Origin of the sequence: Pollutimonas rozaliensis (genome assembly GCF_048751585.1) — a bacterium.
GTDB lineage: Bacteria > Pseudomonadota > Gammaproteobacteria > Burkholderiales > Burkholderiaceae_B.
Genome location: NZ_JAZHOB010000002.1, coordinates 216,613 through 239,371 on the forward strand (window position 1 = coordinate 216,613; position 22,759 = coordinate 239,371).

Consider the following 22,759-nt stretch of genomic DNA (forward strand, 5'->3'; position numbering starts at 1 on the left):
TGGTTGACGGCCCATGTAACCCTCGAGTCGGAGTGCTCATGCCTTATTCGTACACCGAAAAAAAGCGCATACGCAAGAGCTTCGCCAAGCGTGAAGACGTCCAGGACGTCCCTTACCTTTTGGCGACTCAACTGCAATCATTTAAAACATTTTTGCAGGCGGATACTACACCTTCCAAACGCAAAGATGAAGGCCTGCAAGCGGCTTTCAGTTCAATATTTCCTATCGTAAGCCATAATCAGATGGCGCGCCTGGAGTTCGTCAGCTATGTGCTGGGCGAACCCGTATTCGATGTCAAAGAATGCCAGCTGCGCGGCCTTACCTATGCTTCTCCGCTGCGTGCCAAGGTGCGCCTGGTCCTGATGGATCGCGAAGTCAGCAAACCGACAGTCAAGGAAGTGAAAGAGCAGGAAGTATACATGGGCGAAATTCCGCTCATGACCAATACCGGCTCTTTCGTCATCAACGGTACCGAGCGCGTCATCGTGTCGCAGCTGCACCGTTCGCCCGGCGTATTTTTCGAGCATGATCGCGGTAAAACGCACAGCTCGGGCAAGTTGCTGTTCTCCGCGCGCGTGATTCCCTACCGTGGCTCATGGCTCGACTTCGAATTCGACCCCAAGGACGTTCTGTTCTTCCGTGTCGACCGTCGTCGCAAGATGCCTGTGACCATTCTGCTGAAAGCCATCGGCATGACGCCGGAAGCCATCCTTGCCCACTTCTCCGATTTCGACAACTTCGAAATCCACAACGAAGGCGGGATGCTGGAGTTCGTTGCCGAGCGCTGGAAAGGCGAGGTCGCTCACTTTGACATCACCGACCGCTCCGGCAAGGTCATCGTCGAAAAAGACAAGCGCATCAATGCCAAGCATTTGCGCGACCTGGAGGCCGCCAAGGTCGAGCTTGTGTCGGTGCCCGAGGACTTCCTGCTGGGCCGCGTGCTGGCCACTGGCGTGGTCAATCCGGAAACCGGCGAAGTCATCGCCAATGCCAACGACGAGATCACCGAAACCACGTTGGCCGACCTGCGCGCCGCCAACATCCGCAATATCCAGACCCTGTACATCAACGATCTGGATCGCGGCGGCTATATTTCGCAAACGTTGCGCACCGATGAAACCGCCGATCAGATGGCGGCTCGCGTTGCCATCTATCGCATGATGCGTCCCGGCGAGCCTCCCACCGAGGACGCCGTCGAAGCCCTGTTCCAGCGCCTGTTCTACAGCGAAGAAGCATACGACCTGTCGCGCGTGGGCCGCATGAAGGTCAACAGCCGCTTGGGCCGTGGTGAAGACATCACCGGTCCCATGACGCTGACCAACGAAGACATCCTGGAAACGATCAAGGTCCTGGTCGAGCTGCGCAACGGACGCGGCCAGATCGACGATATCGATCACCTGGGCAATCGTCGCGTGCGTTGTGTGGGCGAACTGGCCGAAAACCAGTTCCGCGCCGGTTTGGTGCGCGTCGAGCGCGCGGTCAAGGAACGCCTGGGCCAGGCCGAGACCGAGAACCTGATGCCGCATGACCTGATCAACTCCAAGCCAATTTCGGCCGCCATCAAGGAGTTCTTCGGTTCCAGCCAGTTGTCGCAGTTCATGGACCAAACCAACCCGCTGTCGGAAATCACGCACAAGCGTCGCGTTTCGGCCTTGGGCCCTGGCGGTCTGACCCGCGAACGCGCGGGCTTCGAAGTGCGCGACGTGCATCCTACGCACTACGGCCGTGTATGCCCCATCGAAACGCCGGAAGGCCCGAACATCGGCCTGATCAATTCGATGGCGCTATACGCGCGCCTGAACGAATACGGCTTCCTGGAAACGCCGTATCGCAAGATCATCGACGGCAAGGTCAGCGAACAGATCGACTATCTGTCCGCCATCGAGGAAAGCAACTACGTCATCGCCCAGGCCAACGCCGAGCTTGACGAAGCAGGCCGATTCGTGGACGACCTGGTGGCTTGCCGCCAAGCTGGCGAAACCATGCTTACCGCGCCGTCCAACGTGCACTACATGGACGTGGCGCCTTCGCAGATCGTCTCCGTGGCCGCCTCGCTCATTCCCTTCCTTGAGCACGACGACGCGAACCGGGCATTGATGGGCGCCAACATGCAGCGCCAGGCCGTGCCTTGCCTGCGTCCCGAGAAACCTCTGGTCGGCACCGGTATCGAGCGCACCGTTGCGGTCGACTCGGGCACCACCGTGCAAGCCATACGCGGCGGCATCGTGGATCACGTCGACGCCGAGCGCGTGGTTATCCGTGTGAACGACGACGAGAACGTCGCCGGCGAAGTGGGCGTTGATATCTACAACCTCATCAAGTACACCCGTTCCAACCAGAACACCAACATCAACCAGCGTCCCATCGTCAAGCGCGGCGATCAGGTCGCCCGCGGCGATGTCCTGGCCGATGGCGCATCGACCGATCTGGGCGAACTCGCCCTGGGTCAGAACATGCTCATCGCGTTCATGCCCTGGAACGGCTACAACTTCGAAGACTCCATCCTGATCTCGGAAAAGATCGTGGCCGACGATCGCTACACGTCGGTCCACATCGAAGAGCTCACCGTCGTCGCCCGCGACACCAAGCTGGGTGCGGAAGAAATCACGCGCGACATCAGCAATCTGGCGGAAACGCAGCTGAATCGCCTGGATGATTCCGGCATCGTTTATATCGGCGCCGAAGTGCGCGCCGACGACGTGCTGGTCGGCAAGGTAACGCCCAAGGGCGAAACCCAGCTGACTCCGGAAGAAAAACTGCTGCGCGCAATTTTCGGCGAGAAAGCCTCCGATGTTAAGGACACCTCGCTGCGCGTGCCTTCGGGCATGATCGGCACGGTCATCGATGTTCAGGTGTTTACGCGTGAAGGCATCGAACGCGACAAGCGCGCGCAGTCCATCATCGACGACGAGTTGCGCCGCTATCGCCAGGACCTGAACGACCAGTTGCGCATCGTTGAAGACGATACCTTCGATCGTATCGGCAAGTTCCTGGTCGGCAAGACCGTCAACGGCGGCCCGCGCAAGCTGGCCAAGGGCACGGCCCTGACCAAGGACTACCTGGTCGATCTGGATCGCTGGCAGTGGTTCGACATCCGCTTGTCCGACGAAGCGCATGCCCTGGTGCTGGAACAAGCCAAGGAATCGCTCGAACAGAAGCGCCATCAGTTCGACCTGGCCTTCGAAGAGAAGCGCAAGAAGCTTACGCAGGGCGATGAGCTGCCTCCGGGCGTGCTCAAGATGATCAAGGTCTACCTGGCCGTCAAGCGCCGCCTGCAGCCTGGCGACAAGATGGCCGGCCGTCACGGAAACAAGGGTGTCGTTTCCCGCATCACCCCGGTCGAAGACATGCCGCACATGGCCGACGGCACGCCCGCCGACATCGTGCTGAACCCCTTGGGTGTTCCTTCCCGGATGAACGTCGGGCAGGTGCTCGAAGTCCATTTGGGCTGGGCGGCCAAGGGCGTCGGTCACCGCATCGCCGATATGCTCGATGACGAGAAAGCCGTTCAGGTCAAGAACCTGCGCAGCTATCTGGAAAAGGTCTACAACAGCACCGGCGCCGGCGCCCGTATCAGCGAACTGACCGATGACGAAATCATCGAATTGGCCCGCAACCTGAAAAACGGCGTGCCTTTGGCGACACCGGTCTTCGACGGCGCGACCGAAGAGGAAATCACCAAGATGCTCGAGCTGGCCTATCCGGACGACATCGCGGAGAACCTGAAGCTGACTTCGACGCGTACGCAAGCCTGGCTGTTCGACGGCCGCACGGGCGAACAATTCGAACGCCCGGTCACCATCGGCTACATGCACTACCTGAAGCTGCATCACCTGGTGGACGACAAGATGCATGCCCGTTCGACCGGACCCTACTCGCTGGTCACTCAGCAGCCTCTGGGCGGCAAGGCGCAGTTCGGCGGTCAACGCTTCGGCGAAATGGAAGTCTGGGCCCTGGAAGCCTACGGCGCGTCGTACACGCTGCAAGAGATGCTTACCGTCAAGTCCGACGACATCTCCGGCCGCACCAAAGTGTACGAGAACATCGTCAAGGGCGACCACGTCATCGACGCCGGTATGCCAGAGTCGTTCAATGTTCTGGTCAAAGAAATTAGATCCTTGTCCCTGGACATGGATTTGGAGCGTAAATAATGAAAGCGCTACTCGATCTATTCAAGCAAGTCTCGCAAGACGAGCAATTCGATGCCATCAAGATCGGCATCGCATCGCCTGAAAAAGTGCGGTCGTGGTCTTACGGCGAAGTACGCAAGCCGGAAACCATCAACTACCGTACTTTCAAGCCCGAGCGCGATGGCCTGTTCTGCGCCAAGATCTTCGGCCCGATCAAAGACTATGAATGTCTTTGCGGAAAGTACAAGCGCCTGAAGCATCGCGGTGTCATTTGCGAAAAATGCGGTGTCGAAGTCACTGTTGCCAAGGTGCGCCGCGAGCGCATGGGCCATATCGAACTGGCCAGCCCCGTTGCGCACATCTGGTTCCTGAAGAGCCTGCCGTCCCGTTTGGGGATGGTGCTCGACATGACCCTGCGCGACATCGAACGCGTGCTGTATTTTGAAGCATGGTGCGTGATCGAGCCGGGCATGACTCCGCTCAAGCGCGGCCAGATCATGTCCGATGACGACTTCCTGGCCAAGACCGAAGAGTACGGCGACGATTTCCACGCCCTGATGGGTGCGGAGGCCGTGCGCGAGCTTCTGCGCACGATCGATATCGATCGCGACGTCGAAACCCTGCGCGCCGAACTCAAGGCCACGTCTTCCGACGCCAAGATCAAGAAGATCTCCAAGCGCCTGAAGGTGCTGGAAGGATTCCAGAAGTCGGGCATCAAGCCCGAGTGGATGGTCATGGAAGTGCTGCCCGTGCTGCCCCCGGACCTGCGTCCGCTGGTGCCGCTGGATGGCGGCCGCTTCGCCACGTCCGACCTGAACGACCTGTATCGCCGCGTCATCAACCGCAACAACCGCCTGAAGCGTTTGCTGGAATTGAAGGCGCCCGACATCATCCTGCGCAACGAAAAGCGCATGCTGCAGGAATCGGTCGATTCGCTGCTGGATAACGGCCGTCGCGGTAAAGCCATGACGGGCGCCAACAAGCGCCAGCTCAAGTCCCTGGCCGACATGATCAAGGGCAAAAGCGGCCGTTTCCGTCAGAACCTGCTGGGCAAGCGCGTCGACTACTCCGGCCGTTCGGTCATTGTGGTGGGTCCGCAGCTCAAGCTGCATCAGTGCGGCCTGCCCAAGCTGATGGCTTTGGAACTGTTCAAGCCCTTCATTTTCAATCGTCTTGAAATGATGGGTCTGGCCACCACCATCAAAGCCGCCAAGAAACTGGTCGAAAGCCAGGAGCCGGTGGTGTGGGACATCCTCGAGGAAGTCATCCGCGAGCACCCGGTCATGTTGAACCGGGCGCCCACGCTGCACCGCCTGGGCATCCAGGCGTTCGAACCGGTCCTGATCGAAGGCAAGGCCATCCAGCTGCATCCGCTGGTCTGCGCGGCGTTCAACGCCGACTTCGACGGCGACCAGATGGCTGTGCACGTGCCGCTGTCGCTGGAAGCCCAGCTGGAAGCGCGCACCCTGATGCTGGCGTCGAACAACGTCCTGTTCCCCGCCAACGGCGAGCCGTCCATCGTGCCTTCGCAGGATATCGTGCTGGGCCTGTACTACACGACGCGCGAGCGTATCAACGGCAAGGGCGAAGGCCTGTTCTTCACGGATGTGGCCGAAGTCCAGCGCGCCTACGATAACCACGAAGTCGAGCTGCAGAGCCGCGTCACGGTTCGTTTGAACGAATACGAGAAAGACGAGCAGGGCGAATGGCAGCCGGTGCTCAAGCGCTTCGAGACCACGGTGGGCCGTGCCTTGCTGTCGGAAATCCTGCCTCAGGGCTTGCCGTTCTCGGTATTGAACCGCCCGCTCAAGAAGAAGGAAATCTCGCGCCTCATCAACCAGTCCTTCCGTCGCTGCGGCTTGCGCGCCACGGTCATCTTCGCCGACAAGCTGATGCAATCGGGCTTCCGCCTGGCAACGCGCGGGGGGATCTCCATCGCCATGAGCGACATGCTGATCCCTTCGGTCAAGGAAGACATCCTTGCGCAGGCCAGCAAAGAGGTCAAGGAAATCGACAAGCAGTACTCGTCGGGCCTGGTTACGTCGCAAGAGCGTTACAACAACGTGGTCGACATCTGGGGCAAGGCCGGCGATAAAGTCGGCAAGGCCATGATGGAACAACTGGCCACCGAGCCGGTCGTCAATCGCCACGGCGAAGAAGAGCGCCAGGAATCGTTCAACTCCATCTACATGATGGCCGATTCGGGCGCCCGCGGCTCCGCCGCCCAGATCCGCCAGCTGGCCGGCATGCGCGGCCTGATGGCCAAGCCGGATGGGTCGATTATCGAAACGCCCATTACCGCCAACTTCCGTGAAGGACTGAACGTACTCCAGTACTTCATTTCGACTCACGGTGCGCGTAAAGGCTTGGCCGATACGGCTTTGAAGACGGCCAACTCGGGTTACCTGACTCGCCGTCTGGTCGACGTGACCCAGGATCTGGTCATTACCGAATCCGATTGCGGCACGACGCGCGGCTACTCCATGAAGGCTTTGGTCGAGGGCGGTGAAGTCATCGAACCCTTGCGCGACCGCATATTGGGTCGCGTGGCCGCCGTGGACATCGTCAACCCCGACACGCAGGAAACCGCGGTCGTGGCCGGTACCGTGCTGGACGAAGACCTGGTCGAATTCATCGACAGCATCGGCGTCGACGAAGTCAAGGTGCGTACGCCCCTTACCTGCGAAACGCGCCACGGCCTGTGCGCGCATTGCTACGGACGCGACCTGGGCCGCGGCTATCTGGTCAACCGCGGCGAAGCCGTGGGGGTCATTGCCGCCCAGTCCATCGGTGAGCCGGGCACGCAGCTTACGATGCGTACCTTCCACATCGGCGGCGCCGCTTCGCGTGCCGCCATGGCCAGTTCGGTCGAGACCAAATCGGCCGGCACCATCGGCTTTGCCATCGGTTTGCGTTACGTTACCAATGCCAAGGGCGAACGCGTGGCTATTTCCCGTTCGGGCGAGATCGTCATTTTCGACGACAACCGCCGCGAACGCGAACGCCACAAGATTCCTTACGGCGCCACCATCGCCGTGGGCGACGGCGATGTCGTGAAGGCCGGTCAGCGCCTGGCCAACTGGGATCCGCTGACACGCCCCATCGTGTCCGAGTACGCCGGACTGGTTCGCTTCGAGAACATCGAAGAAGGCGTCACGGTTGCCAAGCAGTTGGACGAAGTCACCGGCTTGTCCACGCTGGTCGTGATTACGCCCAAGACGCGCGGCGGCAAGACCATGATGCGTCCGCAGATCAAGCTGATCAACGAAGCGGGCGAAGAGGTCAAGATCGCCGGCACGGATCACTCGGTCAATATCTCGTTCCCGGTCGGCGCGCTCATTACCGTTCGCGATGGACAGCAGGTTTCCATCGGCGAGGTCCTGGCGCGTATTCCTCAGGAATCGCAAAAGACGCGCGATATTACCGGCGGTCTGCCGCGCGTGGCCGAGCTGTTCGAAGCCCGTTCGCCCAAGGATGCCGGCATGCTGGCGGACGTCACGGGTACGGTGTCGTTCGGCAAGGACACCAAGGGCAAGCAGCGTCTGGTCATCACCGACCTGGACGGCGTGAGCCATGAGTTCCTGATTCCCAAGGAAAAGCAGGTTCTGGTCCACGACGGCCAAGTGGTGAACAAGGGCGAAATGATTGTGGACGGCCCCGCCGATCCGCATGACATCCTTCGCTTGCAAGGCATCGAACGTCTGGCCAGCTATGTGGTCAATGAAGTCCAGGACGTGTATCGCTTGCAGGGCGTGAAGATCAACGACAAGCACATCGAAGTGATTGTTCGCCAGATGCTGCGTCGTGTGAATATCACGAACGCGGGCGATACCAGCTTCATCACCGGTGAACAGGTCGAACGTTCCGAGCTGCTGAACGAAAACGATCGCATGGAAGCCGAAGGCAAGATTCCAGCCACCTACGACAACGTATTGCTGGGTATTACCAAGGCGTCTCTGTCGACCGATTCCTTCATCTCGGCCGCTTCCTTCCAGGAAACCACGCGCGTACTGACCGAAGCCGCCATTATGGGCAAACGCGACGACTTGCGCGGCCTGAAGGAAAACGTGATCGTTGGCCGCTTGATCCCCGCCGGTACAGGCATGTCGTACCACATGGCACGCAAGGACAAAGAGGCCCACGAAGCGGCCGAACGTCAAGCCGCGCGCGCCATGGCCAATCCTTTCGAGGACGCGCCAGCTGAAACGGTGCAGGCTCACGAAGGATCGGAGTCCGGCGACACCGCCGCTTCCACGGACGAGTAAGCACGCAGTTCCGCAGTACAAAAAACGCCAGGCTTTATGCCTGGCGTTTTTTGTTGCCCCTTGTCCCTCTTAAGCCGATGCGCTCAGCCGCAGCTGGAATGTGCTGCCGGCCTCTTCCCGGCTTTCGACGGCGATCGATCCTCCGTGGCGCTTGACCACGGTTGCGACGAAGGCCAGCCCCAGGCCGGTCCCTTGCGGATTGCCCATAGCCTCTTGCGCGATGCGGCTGAAAGGCATGAACAAGGCCGCTTGCTGATCCGCTTTCATGCCGCGTCCGTGATCCTGGACAGCCAGCAGCCATGCCTCCTTGTCCCGTTCGATGCTGCAGATGACGAGAGTGTGATCCGCGCTGAACTTGATGGCGTTGTCGAGCAGATTGCAGCAGGCTCGCTGGAGCAGGGAAAGGTCGCCCGTCACCCATGCCGCATCGGGATGCCGGCTGAAATGGATGTTGATGCTTCTTTGCCGGGCTTGCGCCCAGAACTCATCGATGCATTGGCCCACCAGCTCGACCAGATCGATGCGCTGGCGTGATAGAGGCGCCGCTTCGGCGCGCGCCAGCTGGACGAAACCGTCGACCAGGCCCAAGGTTCTGCCGGCGTAGACATCGATACGCCGCAGGAATTCCTTTTGCGGCAACGCGGTTTCAGGATTCTGCTGCAATTGCGTCAGCGCCAGAATCGAGGCCTGCGGCGCGCGCATGTCGTGGGACAGGAAGCGCAGCGTCTCATCACGTTTTCGGTGAGCCGTGCGCAGCTGTGCAATGGCGCCGTGCAGCTGGGTGACGCGCGCCGAAAGCGACCCGTCGAGCCGCGCCGCCGGCGGGATCGGAGCTGCGTCGTCCGGCGCTTGCCGTTCGGCTTCCAGGGCCAGGAGCTCCTGATCGATGTGCTGCAGCGATGCCTCCTGGCTGCGCCAGCTCCATACGGGCAAAGCCAGCGCGACGCCGATCAGGCTGGCGGTAATTGGAATCCACACCCTGCCGTAGCGCATCAACAGCCAGCTGCTTGCGAAGGCCAGCAGCAGCACGGCCATTACTCCCAGAAAGGACCGGCGCGGCGACAGGCGGCGCAATGCAACGCAAGCCAGCAACACGGGCAGGCAGGCCAATAGCGCGGCGAGCCAGGGCGGGGGAGTCCGGATCCAGCTATCGTGTTGAGCGGCAAGCAGCGCATTGGCAAGAATCTCCACGCCGGACATGGCTTCTCCTTGTCGCGAAAGAGGCGTGGGAAACGCATCGCCAAGTCCGGAACCCCAAGACCCCAGCAACACATACTTATCCTTGAATGCGGTGGAAGGTATTTGGCCGTCCAGCACGGCGGCGTAGGAGTAAATGGTGAAATGGCCGGGAACGCCGGCATAGGGAATGAGCAAATCATCAACTCCCTTGGCCAGGATGGCCGCCTGGGCCTGGGGATCCGGCGGCGCCACGGACAGCATGGCGGTAATAAAATGCTTGGCGCTTCTTCCAGGGCCAAGATTCTGGCGCAAGGCGATCGATCGGATGGTGCCGTCGCCGTCGGCCTGAATATTGATGTATCCCAAGGATGCCGCCGCCTCGGCGAGCCCGTCCACCGGTCCCAGCACTTGTTGCCCGTCGTTCTGTATGACTTGCGGCAGTACGACTTTGCCATGCCTGCGTATGGCCTGCGCAAGCAGGGCATCGTCTTGCGGGTAAGCCGGGTTGGCGTCGCTCAGCACCAGGTCCAGGCCCACTACGCGCGCCTGATGCAAGGAATCCAGCACGCGCGCATGCAGGCTGCGGCGCCAGGGCCAGTAGCCGATGTGGTCGATGCTGCCGTCGTCGATGGCGACAATGACGATATCGGCATCGTCGGTTGAATAGGCGGCGGCGGCCAGGGCCTTGTCGTAAAAGGCGTGATCCAGCCGTGCCAATCCCAGGCCGTTGCTGAAATAGCTTAGCGCCATGGTCAGTATGGCCAGTCCAAATGTGACCGCCAGCCATTCGTTGCGTATCCGGCGCTGAAGGTCGCCCCAGAACTGTGTGCCTGCCGGGTGCGCCGTATCCGGCATGCGCTTAACGATCTGACAGGAAGACAAACTGGCCGAAGCCGGTCGAGACGGGTTGACCGTCGGACGTGTTCAGCAGCAAGCGTCCCGGGAAGGACTGACTGGCGTCCCGGCCCATGATGCCGTCGGCGTCGACTGCCCGCACAAGGGCATAGTAGGTTCCAGCGCCCGGCGCGCTGAAGGTAACCCGCGGTTCATCAAAGCGCTTGCTGGAAAAAAGCTGCTTGCCTTGCGGGTCCGCGGAAACCCGCAGCAAATAGGCGCTGGCGCCCTGGACAGGGGGAAAAGCAATGACCCAGCCGGAACGGCCCCGGCTGGCGGGCGTCAGTTCCGGCGCGGGCAGCAGGGGGCGTACGCCCAGCAGGCGCCCGCTGGAATCGATGGCTGCGCCCTGACCCTGGCGCAGATTGGCATTGCGCCCCTGGGAAGCGTCCAGTCGGGCCGAACCTTCCAGCACCTCGCTCTGGGCTCCGCTGGCTTGAGTGTGGACGCGCAAGCGGGTGCCCCGCACACCGGTGATGCTGACGGGCGTGCGAATCTCGAATCGCCCCACGCCCGTATCCGCCGGCGCCACCACGGACTCAAGCGAGCCCTGGCGCATGGTGAAGACGGTATCCGTCAGCCCGGTGCCCTTGAATACCCGCAAGCGTTCGACCGACAGCGAAGAGGCGGCGGGGACGGTAAGCGTGCTGCCGTCGGCAAGGGTCAGGGTAAGGAAGCCATTTTCGCCGGTGGCGACCGTCTGGCCTTCGCTTAAGGAGTCGCCGATCTTGAGTGGGCGATTATCGGCCGAGGCCTGTCCGGCCAGATGGGTTATCTTGGCTTGCGCGGGCAGTTCGGGAATAAGAGAGAACGGAATCTTCAGTTCTAGCCCGATGGGAAGCAAAGTGGGTTCCTGGACGGCATTCAGCGATTGAAGCGCCGCCCAGTTGTCGGCCTTATCGGTAAAGCGCTCCGACAGCGCGATGAGCGTGTCGCCGGTCATGACCCGATACAGGAAATTGTCGCCATGGGCGCCGGAAGGCTGGCCCATAACCGCACACGGAATCAGGCTGGCAAGCATCAAGGCAAGGTGTCCAAGGAGCCGGAGCGGGGATGGGGAAGGAATCATGGAGTCTCAGGGCCGAGGTTGTCGTTGAGCAGCTCCAGGCGGTAGCCCAGGGCGTACGAGGAGTTCAGCCGTACGCCGTGCTCGGGACGGAGCTGGAGCTTGCGTCTAAGGTTGGACAGGTGCGTGTCCAGCGTGCGGGAGGTGGCCGGAATTTCGCGGTTCCAGACGGCCATGCTCAGGACGTCGCGGGAAAACAGGCGGCCGGGGTTGCGAAACAGAAGCAGGGCAAGCTCGAATTCCTTGGGCGCGAGCTCCATTTTGCGGCCGCCAAGCAGGATGGCCTCGGAGGCCGGGTCGATTTCGTAGGCGCCGCACTGGAAGGGCGATTGTTGCTGGGGCACGGCGTTGTATCGGCGCAGCAGGGCCTCGACCCGGGCGACGAGTTCGCCGCTGCGTATGGGCTTGCTCATGTAATCGTCGGCGCCGGCTCGCAGGCCGGTAATCAGCTCTTCCTCTTGTGTCCGGTTGGTGATCAGCATGACAGGCATGGCCTGTCCCAGATTACTGCGCACCCAGTGGACAATGTCCAGGCCGCTGATGTCGGGCAGCTCCCAGTCGATCAGGAGCAAGTCGAAAGCCGGTCCGCGCGGCAGCACAGCCAGCAACTCGTTGCCCGTCGTAAATAGGGAACAATCGTGGCCGGCATTGGCGAGAATGTTTTGTATCAGCCGACCCTGATCCGGGTCGTCTTCAACGGAAGCGATATTCATGGGGAGGCGCAGAGCTTTTTATACAGTTGGCGCCAATGTTACGATACCGACCCTGTAGTGTCGAGCGAAGCGGCCGTGGCCGATTTGCATCAAGGCTCCTCGAAGCAGGGGCTTGACATTGCAAATGTTGACTGCCCGCTATTTGCCGTGTTACGATGGCGAGCTTACTTTAAGGGATTTCTTTGCCAAAATCCCTTGGGTAACCCAAAGAAGTAATCCAAGAAGTTAGTAGTCCGGGCCGCTACACTGCCTGGGCTGCCTGCTAGCTTTGCTGCAAGACCCGCTCTTTTACGTGATATTCGTGTCAGGCGGTTTTTGCGCAAACCGCCGTAAGTTGCCAGCTGTATTGGGCAACAGGCGCTTAACTCTTATACGTAAAAGTACGCAAGTACGTAATTCGTAAACACAGGATGCGTAAAGGTCATGCCAACCATTAGCCAACTCGTGCGCAAGCCGCGCGAAGTCTCCCGCGAGAGCAGCAAGAGCCCAGCGCTCGAAAACTGCCCGCAGCGTCGCGGTGTCTGCACTCGGGTGTACACCACCACTCCTAAAAAACCTAACTCGGCTTTGCGTAAAGTCGCCAAGGTGCGTCTAACCAACGGTTTCGAAGTCATTTCGTACATCGGCGGCGAAGGCCACAACCTGCAAGAACACTCGGTGGTTCTTGTTCGCGGCGGCCGTGTCAAAGACTTGCCGGGTGTGCGCTACCACATCGTTCGTGGTTCGCTCGACTTGCAAGGCGTCAAAGACCGCAAGCAGTCCCGCTCCAAGTACGGCGCAAAACGTCCGAAAAAAGCCTAAGTTTTTCCCTAGTCCAGCAAGTCTGGTCGCATCAGTGCAGCCATGGGCATGGGCCCATAGCATGTAAGTGATCATTCAAATGAATGGTCGTGGCCGCATATAGCGGTTCAACTGAACTGTCACAAGGAAGTAAAAATGCCTCGTCGTCGCGAAGTTCCCAAACGTGAAATTCTCCCCGATCCCAAATTTGGCAGCGTAGAGCTCGCCAAGTTCATGAACGTTGTTATGTTGTCTGGCAAGAAAGCCGTCGCCGAACGTATTATCTACGGCGCGTTCGACCAGATACAGGCTAAAACTGGCAAAGAGCCCATCGAGGTGTTCAACACCGCGATTAACAACATCAAGCCTATCGTTGAAGTGAAAAGCCGCCGTGTCGGTGGCGCGAACTATCAAGTGCCGGTTGAAGTGCGCCCTGTGCGCCGCCTGGCGCTCGCCATGCGCTGGTTGCGTGAAGCAGCCAAGAAGCGCGGTGAAAAGTCGATGGAACTGCGCCTGGCCGGTGAATTGCTTGACGCATCCGAAGGTCGCGGAGGGGCAATGAAGAAGCGTGAGGACACGCACAAGATGGCAGAGGCCAACAAGGCATTCAGCCATTTCCGTTGGTAATCTAAGGACACAATCATGGCCCGCAAAACCCCAATCGAGCGCTATCGCAATATTGGCATCTCTGCGCACATCGATGCAGGGAAAACCACCACGACCGAGCGCATCCTGTTCTACACCGGCGTCAATCACAAAATTGGCGAGACCCATGAAGGCTCCGCCACCATGGACTGGATGGAACAAGAGCAAGAGCGCGGCATTACCATTACCTCGGCTGCCACTACTGCTTTCTGGAAAGGCATGGCTGGCGATCGTCCCGAGCACCGCATCAACATCATCGACACCCCGGGACACGTGGACTTCACTATTGAAGTCGAGCGTTCCATGCGCGTGCTCGACGGCGCATGCATGGTGTATTGCGCCGTAGGCGGCGTACAGCCCCAGTCGGAAACCGTGTGGCGCCAAGCCAACAAGTACGGTGTGCCGCGTTTGGCGTTCATCAACAAGATGGACCGCACCGGCGCGAACTTCTTCAAGGTCTACGACCAGCTCAAGCTGCGCCTGAAAGCCAATCCCGTGCCTATCGTCATCCCGATCGGCGCCGAAGACACCTTCACAGGCGTCGTCGACCTGGTTCGCATGAAAGGCATCATCTGGGATGAAGCCAGCCAGGGCACGAAGTTCGAATACATCGATATTCCGGCCGACCTGGTCGACCAGGCCAACGAGTGGCGTGAAAAACTGGTTGAGTCCGCTGCTGAAGCCAACGAAGAGCTCATGAACAAATACCTGGAAACGGGCGAGCTCACCGAGGCGGAAATCAATCTGGGTCTGCGCACACGCACCATTGCCGGCGAAATCCAGCCCATGCTGTGCGGCACCGCCTTCAAGAACAAAGGCGTGCAGCGCATGCTGGATGCGGTGGTCGACTACCTGCCTTCCCCGGTGGATATTCCTCCGGTGCAAGGCGTGGACGACGACGGCAACGAAATCAGCCTGCCCGCTTCCGACGATGCCAAGTTCTCGGCGCTGGCGTTCAAGCTCATGAGCGATCCGTTCGTGGGCCAGTTGACGTTCGTGCGTGTTTACTCCGGTGTCCTGCATTCGGGCGAAACCGTCTACAACCCGATCAAGAGCAAAAAGGAACGCATCGGCCGCATCCTGCAGATGCACGCGAACAACCGTGCTGAAATCAAGGAAGTTCTGGCGGGCGACATCGCCGCGGTGGTCGGCCTGAAAGACGTGACCACGGGCGAAACCCTGTGCGACGTCGGTCAGCACATCCTTCTGGAGCGCATGGAGTTCCCCGAGCCCGTGATTTCACAGGCCGTGGAGCCCAAGACCAAGGCCGACCAGGAAAAAATGGGCATTGCGCTTTCGCGCCTTGCACAGGAAGATCCTTCTTTCCGCGTTCGCAGCGACGAAGAATCGGGCCAGACCATTATTTCCGGCATGGGCGAGCTGCACCTGGAAGTGCTGGTCGACCGCATGCGTCGTGAGTTCGGCGTGGAAGCCAACGTGGGCAAACCTCAGGTTGCCTACCGCGAAACCATACGCAAGACCTGCGAAGAAATCGAAGGCAAGTTCGTCAAGCAGTCCGGCGGTCGCGGCCAGTACGGTCACGTTGTGCTCAAGCTCGAGCCCCTGCCTCCCGGCGGTGGTTACGAGTTCGTGGATGCCATCAAGGGCGGTGTGGTTCCTCGCGAATACATTCCCGCCGTCGACAAGGGTATTCAGGAAACACTGCCTGCGGGTGTTGTTGCCGGCTACCCGGTGGTCGACGTCAAGGCAACGCTGTTCTTCGGTTCGTACCACGATGTGGACTCGAACGAAAACGCGTTCCGCATGGCCGCTTCCATGGCTTTCAAGGACGGTATGCGCAAGGCCAGCCCTGTGCTGCTCGAACCCATGATGGCCGTTGAAGTCGAAACTCCGGAAGACTACGCCGGTACGGTCATGGGCGATTTGTCCTCCCGTCGCGGCATGGTACAAGGCATGGACGACATTCCCGGTGGCGGCAAGATCATCAAAGCCGAAGTGCCTTTGGCCGAGATGTTCGGTTATTCGACCAGCCTGCGTTCGCAGACTCAGGGTCGCGCAACCTACACCATGGAGTTCAAGCATTATGCCGAGGCTCCGAAGAACGTCGCTGATGAAGTCATCAGCGCACGTGGCAAGTAATAAACCAGTTCCTGCCCGCCATGGCGCGGGCAGGTAAAATTTTTTTGTTTCCTTGAAAACATTGATGGGATAAATCATGGCAAAAGGTAAGTTTGAACGGACCAAACCGCACGTAAACGTAGGTACGATCGGGCACGTTGACCACGGCAAGACGACGCTTACGGCGGCAATCACGACGGTGTTGGCCAAGGCCTTTGGGTCGGGCGAAGCCAAGGGCTACGACCAGATCGACGCGGCGCCCGAAGAAAAGGCGCGCGGCATCACGATCAACACCTCGCACGTGGAATACGAAACGCAGGCGCGCCACTACGCGCACGTTGACTGCCCGGGCCACGCTGACTATGTCAAGAACATGATTACCGGTGCGGCGCAGATGGACGGCGCGATCCTGGTGGTTTCGGCCGCTGACGGCCCGATGCCGCAAACGCGCGAGCACATTTTGCTCTCGCGCCAGGTGGGCGTGCCTTACATCATCGTGTTCCTGAACAAGGCCGACATGGTCGACGATGAAGAGCTGCTGGAACTGGTGGAAATGGAAGTGCGCGAACTTCTGTCCAAGTACGACTTTCCGGGTGACGACACCCCGATCATCAAGGGCTCGGCCAAGCTGGCGCTCGATGGCGACGAAGGTCCGCTGGGCAAGGAAGCGATTCTGAAGCTGGCCGAGGCGCTGGACACGTACATCCCCACGCCCGAGCGCGCGGTGGACGGCACGTTCCTGATGCCTGTGGAAGACGTGTTCTCGATCTCGGGTCGCGGCACGGTGGTGACCGGTCGTATCGAGCGCGGCATCGTCAAGGTGGGCGAGGAAATCGAGATCGTCGGCATCAAGGACACGGTCAAGACGACGTGCACGGGCGTGGAAATGTTCCGCAAGCTGCTGGACCAGGGCCAGGCGGGTGACAACGTGGGTATTTTGCTGCGCGGCACCAAGCGCGAAGACGTTGAGCGCGGCCAGGTGTTGGCCAAGCCCGGTTCGATCAAGCCGCACACGGACTTCTCGGCCGAGGTGTACATTCTGTCCAAGGACGAGGGTGGCCGTCATACGCCGTTCTTCCAGGGCTATCGTCCGCAGTTTTACTTCCGTACGACGGACGTGACGGGCACGATCGAGCTGCCGGCCGACAAGGAAATGGTTCTGCCGGGCGATAACGTGTCGATGAAGGTCAGCCTGATTGCGCCGATCGCCATGGAAGAGGGCCTGCGCTTCGCGATCCGCGAAGGTGGCCGTACCGTGGGTGCCGGCGTGGTCGCCTCCATCATCAAGTAAGTGCTTGCCAGGGGGCAATATTGCCCCCTGTCTAATTCGTTCTTTAGGAATTCCCATGAAAAACCAGAAAATCCGCATCCGCTTGAAAGCGTTTGACTACAAGCTGATCGATCAATCGGCCGCCGAAATCGTGGAAACAGCCAAACGCACGGGTGCCGTGGTGCGCGGTCCAGTGCCGCTGCCTACGCGTATCCGTCGTTACGACGTCCTGCGTTCGCCGCACGTCAACAAAACTTCGCGCGACCAGTTCGAAATGCGTACTCATCAACGCCTCATGGATATCGTCGATCCCACGGACAAGACCGTCGATGCCCTGATGCGCCTGGACCTGCCCGCAGGTGTGGACGTGGAAATCGCATTGCAGTAAGCTGCATGCGAGCGCCGTAGGCGCAATAGGTTAAAAACGCCATGCTCGAAACAGCATGGCGTTTTGCATTGTGCATGGCGAAAGCCGCGGACAGACCTGATCATAAAAAATCGCAAGGAGCTGGCTCATGAGCCGATGGCACGGAGTTCTTGGAGCAGCGGCGCTCGCCATGGCGTTCATGTTTTTCCCCGCTGCGGCCTATGCACAGGGGGCGTCCTGCAACGAGGGTCGGGCGGTCAAGCTGGCCGACCTCAATTGGGAAAGCGCTACATTTACCACGCACGTCGTTAGCAGGCTGCTAAGCGCGGGCTACGGTTGCAAGACCGAGATCGTGCCGGGCACCCCCGCCGCTCTGGAATCGGCGCTTGCACAGAACGACGTGCAGATCATCGCCGAGATATGGTCCGGCCGCTCGGCCATTATCGAAACAGCGTTGCGCCAGGGCGACATACAGATCGTGGGCGATACGCTGGCAGGCGGCGCGGAGCAAGGCTGGTATGTGCCCGATTACGTCGTCCATGGCGACCCCCAGCGAGGTATCGACGCGACGGCGCCAGACTTGAAAAGCTGGCGGGACCTTACGCGATACAAATCCCTGTTCACCGACCCGGAGGATCCGGCCAAGGGGCGTTTCCTTAATTGTCCATCGGGCTGGGTTTGCGAAAAGACCAACAGCCGCTTGCTGCAGCTGCACGACCTGGAAGACGATTACACCAACTTTCGGGCAGGCACAGGGGCGGCATTGGATGCCGCCATCAGTTCCGCGTACGACCAGGGCAGGCCCATATTGTTCTACTACTGGCAGCCGGCGGGCCTGATGGCCAAGTACAAGTTCCACAAGATCGCCCAGGACCCTTTCAACAAAACTTGCTGGGATGCCATCGTCAGCGGCGAAGGCCGGCTGTGTTCGTCCGATTTCCTGGCGGCGCGGCTGGCAATTGCGGCCTCCGCGCCCTTCGCCAAGGTCAACCCCGAGATCATGGCGCTCTTCAAGAAAATCCAGTTCGAGCCCGCGCTGCTTAATCGCATGATTCTTGTCATGACGGAAACGCGAACGGGCGGCGAAGCCATGGCCGATCGCTTTCTTCGCGAACATCCTGAAGTCTGGCATGCGTGGGTTCCTCCTGAAGTGGCACGCCGCATCAATGCGGAACTGGGCGTGACGGCAACCGATGCCGGGCGGGGCGATAGCGGCACCGCCTTGGCGGCCGGCACTGCCGGGCAACAGGACATCTTTCCAGACTGGTCCGCCGCTGCGTTTGTGAACAGACATCTGATGGGCATCGTGAAGGCTTACGGCGACGTTTTTCGCCAGGCCAGCGATTTCATGCTGACCGCGGTACTGCTGCCCGTGGAACGCAGCATGATGGCCATACCGCCCTGGCTGTTCCTGTTGCTGGTGGCACTGTTGTCCTGGCATGCGACACGCAAGCCGGTAGCCACCATCTTGTATGTTGTCTGCCTGTATGGGATCGGAGCGGTGGGTCTTTGGGAAAAGCTTATACAAACCTTCTCGCTGGTGCTTGTATCGACTGCCATCTCCATCGTGATCGGCGTGCCGCTTGGCATCGTGGCCGCTCGCAGCGGCTTGCTGCGCCGCGTGTTCACGCCCGTGCTGGATGTCATGCAGACCCTGCCCAGCTTCGTCTATTTGATTCCGGTGCTGATGCTGTTCGGCCTGGGCAAGGTGCCGGCCCTGTTTGCCACCATCATCTATGCCGTGCCGCCTCTGATACGTCTGACGACATTGGGTTTGCGCCAGGTCGATCACAACGTCATGGAGGCGGCGCAGGCATTTGGCGTTACGCGATGGCAGATGCTGATCCGGGTGACACTGCCTTTGGCGCGGCCCAGCATCATGGCCGGCATCAATCAAACCACCATGATGGCCTTATCGATGGTGGTGGTGGCGTCGATGATAGGCGCGCGCGGGCTGGGAGAAGATGTGTTGGCGGGCATTCAGACGCTGGATGTTGGGCGCGGGCTGCAAGCCGGAGTGGCTATCGTCATACTGGCCATCGTCATCGATCGTATTACACAGGCCTACGGCAAGCCGCGCCGTACAGGCCGCAAGCCGCAAACCCGGGAGCAGCCATGACTTCTTTGCCGATCAAAATTGAAATCCGGGACGTATATAAGGTATTCGGCGCCAAAGAGGCGCAAGCCGTGCAGTTGCTCCGGCAAGGCGCCGACAAAACCGCCGTGCAGGCGGAAACCGGATGCAATGTCGGATTGGCCGGTGTAAGCGCGGCCATCCCTCAAGGCCGGATATCGTGCATCATGGGCTTGTCGGGATCGGGGAAATCCACCCTCGTCCGGCATCTGAATCGCTTGATCGATCCGTCCGCGGGAGAAATCCTGATCGACGGCAGCAACATCCTGGCCCTGACCATGCCGCAGCTGCGGGAACTGCGGCGCCATACCGTCAGCATGGTGTTTCAAAGCTTCGGCCTGCTGCCGCACATCAACGTCATCGACAATATCGCTTTCGGCCTGAATGTGCGAGGCGAACCCCGCATCCAGGCCAGAAAAACAGCCCTGAAATGGCTGGAGCGGGTGGGGCTGTCGGAATACGAAAAAAGCTATCCGGATGAGCTGTCGGGAGGCATGCAGCAGCGTGTCGGCCTGGCGCGCGCGCTGGCTATCGACGCCGAAGTCCTCTTGATGGACGAGGCCTTCTCGGCTCTCGACCCCTTGATTCGCTACGATATGCAGGATCAGCTGCTTGCCCTTCAGCAGCGTTTGCAAAAGACCATTGTCTTTATCACCCACGATATCGAAGAGGCCTTGCGGTTGGGCCAGCATATCGTGATTCTTCGCGATGGCAAGGTGGAGCAGGTGGGAACGCCGGACGACATACGCAATCACCCTGCCAATGAGTACGTGGAGCGGTTTGTGGTCCGGCGCGGCGCAGGCGCCGTATCTTAGTAGTACATGCGCAGGCCCAGCATTACACGCCTTCCCGGCAGGGGAGCCGCGGACGATATGAAAGAGGCATGGTTGAATGCCTGCTGATTCGCCAGGTTGGTGGCGCGAAGGTAGGCGGTGTAATCCAGGGCGCCGGCCCGGCCGTCGTATTCAATGCCTAGATTAAGCATGTTGTACCCGGGCGTTTCGCTTTCGTAGCCGGCCAGCCTGTCCTGGCGGAAGACACGATACGCCTCGACATTCGATGACCAGTCCCCACCCAGACGCGCCTGAAGGCGAACCCCCGCGCGGACTGCGGGAATGCGCGGCAGGTTGCCGTCCTTGCCGGTAAGCTTGCCGCGCACCATATCGCCGAACACCGAGGCGGTCAGATACGGATTGAAGCGATAGCTTGCCTCGGCTTCGACACCCATGAACCGGGCATCGTGCTGTGCGTACTCGATCAGCCGGAAATCCTCATGGCGATCCAGTGTATCGGCGTAGATATAGTTCTTCACTTGATTGAAGAACACGCTGACGGCGAAGCGTGCATCGCCGGCATGCTTGCGCAGCGTCAAGTCGACATTCTGCGAGGTTTCCTGTTTCAGGTCGGCGTTGCCGATCTCGTAGGTGTTTGTGGCCAGATGGATACCGTCCGCATAGAGCTCCTGGGCCGTGGGCAAACGCTGCGAACGCGATACGGACAAGGCAAGCGAGTACATGGGAGCGAAATCCCAGATGGCCGCCGTCGATAGCGATGTCCCGCTAAGCGCCGATCTGGGCTGCGTGCCCTGAGGGGTGACCGACTGCCGTTCCTGGCGGGCGCCGACTTCGAACCGCCAGTCGCTCAGCCGATATTCTTCAAGCAGGAAGACACCCAGGTTCTTCGTAATGGTTTTGGGTAGAAAGCTTTCTTCCCCCAGCGCGCTGAAGTCGCTGCGCGAGCCTTGCACGCCGAATACGCCGCGCCATCCGGCAATGGGCTCATGTTCGAATTCCACGCGGGCGTCGTAGCTTCGGTTCTTGAAGGTGGTTGCAACGGCGGCGCCTTCGATCTCCTGATGCTGGTAATCGGTCAGGCCGCCACGCACGCGAATCTTGCGGATGCCGGCCAATGGCTCCCGATACTCGCCGCGCACATCGATTCTTTCGTTCTTCAATCGTACAAAGGGAGCCGCTTCCGTGTGCTCGTGTTCATGGTCATGACCATGATCGTCGCCATCGTGGCCGCCGCAATGCAGGTGGCTGCCGTGCGGATGGCAGGATTCATATTCGTGATTGTGGCCGGGCAGTCCGTACTCGCTGCGTGTATTGGTATAGGCCACTCCGATAAAGCCGCGGCTGCCTATCCAGGACATCCCGACGCTGCCTGTGGTGCTTTCTTCGAATGAGCCTTTCAGTTTTCCGTCGGGCCAGTCGGGCACCTTGTAATCGTCGGAATGCCGCCGCAGGCCCTCGACGTGGATGGCGAAGTTGTCTTTGCCCGCCGTGATGCCGGTCGCGGCGGCCCGTTCGTTGGAACCTGTCGACCCGCGCAGCTCGGCGTATCCTTCCACGCCTTTTTCGGGGATGGCCTCCGGAATCTTGTCATCGATGACATTTACCACGCCGCCTATGGCGCCGCCGCCGTACAGCAAGGTGGCGGGCCCGCGCAGAACCTCGATGCGGCGCGCCAGCATGGGCTCACTGGTAATTGCATGGTCCGGCGAGACCCCTGAAGCGTCCATCAGTTCCGAGCCGTCGGACAGGATCTTGACGCGTGGAGCCGACTGGCCGCGTATGACCGGGCGGCTGGCCCCGGCGCCGAACGTATCGGCGTGTACGCCCAGCATGCCGTTCAGCGTGTCGCCAAGCGTGGCTTCCCGCTTTAGAACCAGGGAAGCGCCGTCCAGCGTTTCCACCGGATTCGCGATGGTGTCCTCGGTAAGCCCCAGGGGGCTGGCGGATATCGTGATGGCGTCCAGCGTTTGCGCTGCGGCTTTGCGGTCGTCTTGCGGAATGTCCGGCTGGGCGGCCAGGACGGGGCTGAAGATCAGGGCGAGCCCTGCGGCTAGCGGTCGGAATCTGGATGGCATGGGTTTTCCGGTTCGATGAGATCGGGGAGTCCGATGATTAAAAATGCAATGTTATAACATAACATTATTTTCCTGGTCGATGGCCGGCCATCAAGACGGTTCCCGGGTCGTCGCCGCTAATTGGGGAAGAATTGCGCTGTGGGCGGCTATCCCCGGATCAGGCGCAACTGTGGCTTTCCGGCAAGAATCAAGCGGCTTTGGGGTAAATACCAAGAGACGGCTTGCTAGGTATGGGCATTACATGCTAAAGTGCTACGCTTAACCAAAAAAGTTTTGGTTTTTAAGAATTCATGTGCGCGGCGAGGGCCGCTACAGTATGGGCGCGGTGCTTGCACCGCAACGATGCGGTAACGGTATTCAAAGTGCAC

The 22,759-nt window shown here is 60.1% G+C and carries 12 protein-coding genes and 1 pseudogene; 9 read left to right on the forward strand and 4 right to left on the reverse strand.

Features of this window, described 5'->3' with window-relative positions:
- Positions 1-38: 38 nt before the first annotated feature.
- Together rpoB and rpoC are read left to right on the forward strand one after the other, a co-directional pair.
- Positions 39-4,151, forward strand: coding sequence for a DNA-directed RNA polymerase subunit beta (gene rpoB, locus V0R37_RS04270; protein WP_420373324.1), 4,113 nt, complete (start codon positions 39-41; stop codon positions 4,149-4,151).
- The gene (gene rpoC, locus V0R37_RS04275) at positions 4,151-8,395 is read left to right on the forward strand and encodes a DNA-directed RNA polymerase subunit beta' (RefSeq protein WP_420373325.1); all 4,245 of its coding nucleotides are present in this window, start codon (positions 4,151-4,153) and stop codon (positions 8,393-8,395) included. Before rpoB ends, rpoC begins: the two co-directional genes overlap by 1 nt.
- 69 nt (positions 8,396-8,464) lie before the next feature.
- Here the strand turns inward: rpoC and V0R37_RS04280 are convergent, their stop codons facing one another.
- Genes V0R37_RS04280 through V0R37_RS04290 form a run of 3 tightly spaced genes read right to left on the reverse strand, consistent with a single transcriptional unit; the run spans position 8,465 to position 12,247 of the window.
- Positions 8,465-10,429, reverse strand: a complete 1,965-nt coding sequence (locus V0R37_RS04280) for a CHASE2 domain-containing protein (protein WP_420373326.1) — start codon at positions 10,427-10,429, stop codon at positions 8,465-8,467.
- Positions 10,430-10,433: 4 nt separating this feature from the next.
- Positions 10,434-11,537, reverse strand: a complete 1,104-nt coding sequence (locus V0R37_RS04285) for a FecR family protein (protein ID WP_420373327.1) — start codon at positions 11,535-11,537, stop codon at positions 10,434-10,436.
- The gene (locus V0R37_RS04290) at positions 11,534-12,247 is read right to left on the reverse strand and encodes a response regulator transcription factor (protein WP_420373328.1); all 714 of its coding nucleotides are present in this window, start codon (positions 12,245-12,247) and stop codon (positions 11,534-11,536) included. Before V0R37_RS04290 ends, V0R37_RS04285 begins: the two co-directional genes overlap by 4 nt.
- Before the next feature lie 423 nt (positions 12,248-12,670).
- Here V0R37_RS04290 and rpsL point away from each other — a divergent pair, with 423 nt between their 5' ends.
- The 7 genes from rpsL (at position 12,671) to V0R37_RS04325 (ending at position 20,337) form a co-directional block, all read left to right on the forward strand.
- Positions 12,671-13,048, forward strand: coding sequence for a 30S ribosomal protein S12 (gene rpsL / locus V0R37_RS04295; protein ID WP_041682771.1), 378 nt, complete (start codon positions 12,671-12,673; stop codon positions 13,046-13,048).
- Between the two features lie 135 nt (positions 13,049-13,183).
- Entirely contained in the window at positions 13,184-13,654 is a 471-nt protein-coding gene (rpsG, locus tag V0R37_RS04300; RefSeq protein ID WP_420373329.1) for a 30S ribosomal protein S7, read from the forward strand.
- 15 nt (positions 13,655-13,669) lie between these two features.
- On the forward strand, positions 13,670-15,772 hold the full coding sequence (gene fusA / locus V0R37_RS04305) for an elongation factor G (protein ID WP_420373330.1): 2,103 nt from the start codon (positions 13,670-13,672) through the stop codon (positions 15,770-15,772).
- A 76-nt stretch (positions 15,773-15,848) separates the two neighbouring features.
- The gene (gene tuf / locus V0R37_RS04310; protein ID WP_420373320.1) at positions 15,849-17,042 is read left to right on the forward strand and encodes an elongation factor Tu; all 1,194 of its coding nucleotides are present in this window, start codon (positions 15,849-15,851) and stop codon (positions 17,040-17,042) included.
- A gap of 55 nt (positions 17,043-17,097) precedes the next feature.
- On the forward strand, positions 17,098-17,409 hold the full coding sequence (gene rpsJ, locus V0R37_RS04315) for a 30S ribosomal protein S10 (RefSeq protein WP_013743964.1): 312 nt from the start codon (positions 17,098-17,100) through the stop codon (positions 17,407-17,409).
- Positions 17,410-17,536: 127 nt separating this feature from the next.
- On the forward strand, positions 17,537-19,507 hold the full coding sequence (locus V0R37_RS04320) for a glycine betaine ABC transporter substrate-binding protein (RefSeq protein ID WP_420373331.1): 1,971 nt from the start codon (positions 17,537-17,539) through the stop codon (positions 19,505-19,507).
- Positions 19,504-20,337 (forward strand): betaine/proline/choline family ABC transporter ATP-binding protein, encoded by an 834-nt coding sequence (locus tag V0R37_RS04325; protein WP_420373332.1) that lies wholly within the window; start codon positions 19,504-19,506, stop codon positions 20,335-20,337. Before V0R37_RS04320 ends, V0R37_RS04325 begins: the two co-directional genes overlap by 4 nt.
- Here the strand turns inward: V0R37_RS04325 and V0R37_RS04330 are convergent.
- A pseudogene (locus V0R37_RS04330) lies at positions 20,334-22,456 on the reverse strand (TonB-dependent receptor domain-containing protein). The gene V0R37_RS04325 and the pseudogene V0R37_RS04330 overlap by 4 nt on opposite strands.
- Positions 22,457-22,759: the final 303 nt, after the last annotated feature.

Coding starts and splice junctions, on each gene's coding strand:
- rpoB (WP_420373324.1), top strand. CDS start 39: ATGCCTTATTCGTACACCGAAAAAAAGCGCATACGCAAGAGCTTCGCC.
- rpoC (WP_420373325.1), top strand. CDS start 4,151: ATGAAAGCGCTACTCGATCTATTCAAGCAAGTCTCGCAAGACGAGCAA.
- V0R37_RS04280 (WP_420373326.1), bottom strand. CDS start 10,429: ATGCCGGATACGGCGCACCCGGCAGGCACACAGTTCTGGGGCGACCTT.
- V0R37_RS04285 (WP_420373327.1), bottom strand. CDS start 11,537: ATGATTCCTTCCCCATCCCCGCTCCGGCTCCTTGGACACCTTGCCTTG.
- V0R37_RS04290 (WP_420373328.1), bottom strand. CDS start 12,247: ATGAATATCGCTTCCGTTGAAGACGACCCGGATCAGGGTCGGCTGATA.
- rpsL (WP_041682771.1), top strand. CDS start 12,671: ATGCCAACCATTAGCCAACTCGTGCGCAAGCCGCGCGAAGTCTCCCGC.
- rpsG (WP_420373329.1), top strand. CDS start 13,184: ATGCCTCGTCGTCGCGAAGTTCCCAAACGTGAAATTCTCCCCGATCCC.
- fusA (WP_420373330.1), top strand. CDS start 13,670: ATGGCCCGCAAAACCCCAATCGAGCGCTATCGCAATATTGGCATCTCT.
- tuf (WP_420373320.1), top strand. CDS start 15,849: ATGGCAAAAGGTAAGTTTGAACGGACCAAACCGCACGTAAACGTAGGT.
- rpsJ (WP_013743964.1), top strand. CDS start 17,098: ATGAAAAACCAGAAAATCCGCATCCGCTTGAAAGCGTTTGACTACAAG.
- V0R37_RS04320 (WP_420373331.1), top strand. CDS start 17,537: ATGAGCCGATGGCACGGAGTTCTTGGAGCAGCGGCGCTCGCCATGGCG.
- V0R37_RS04325 (WP_420373332.1), top strand. CDS start 19,504: ATGACTTCTTTGCCGATCAAAATTGAAATCCGGGACGTATATAAGGTA.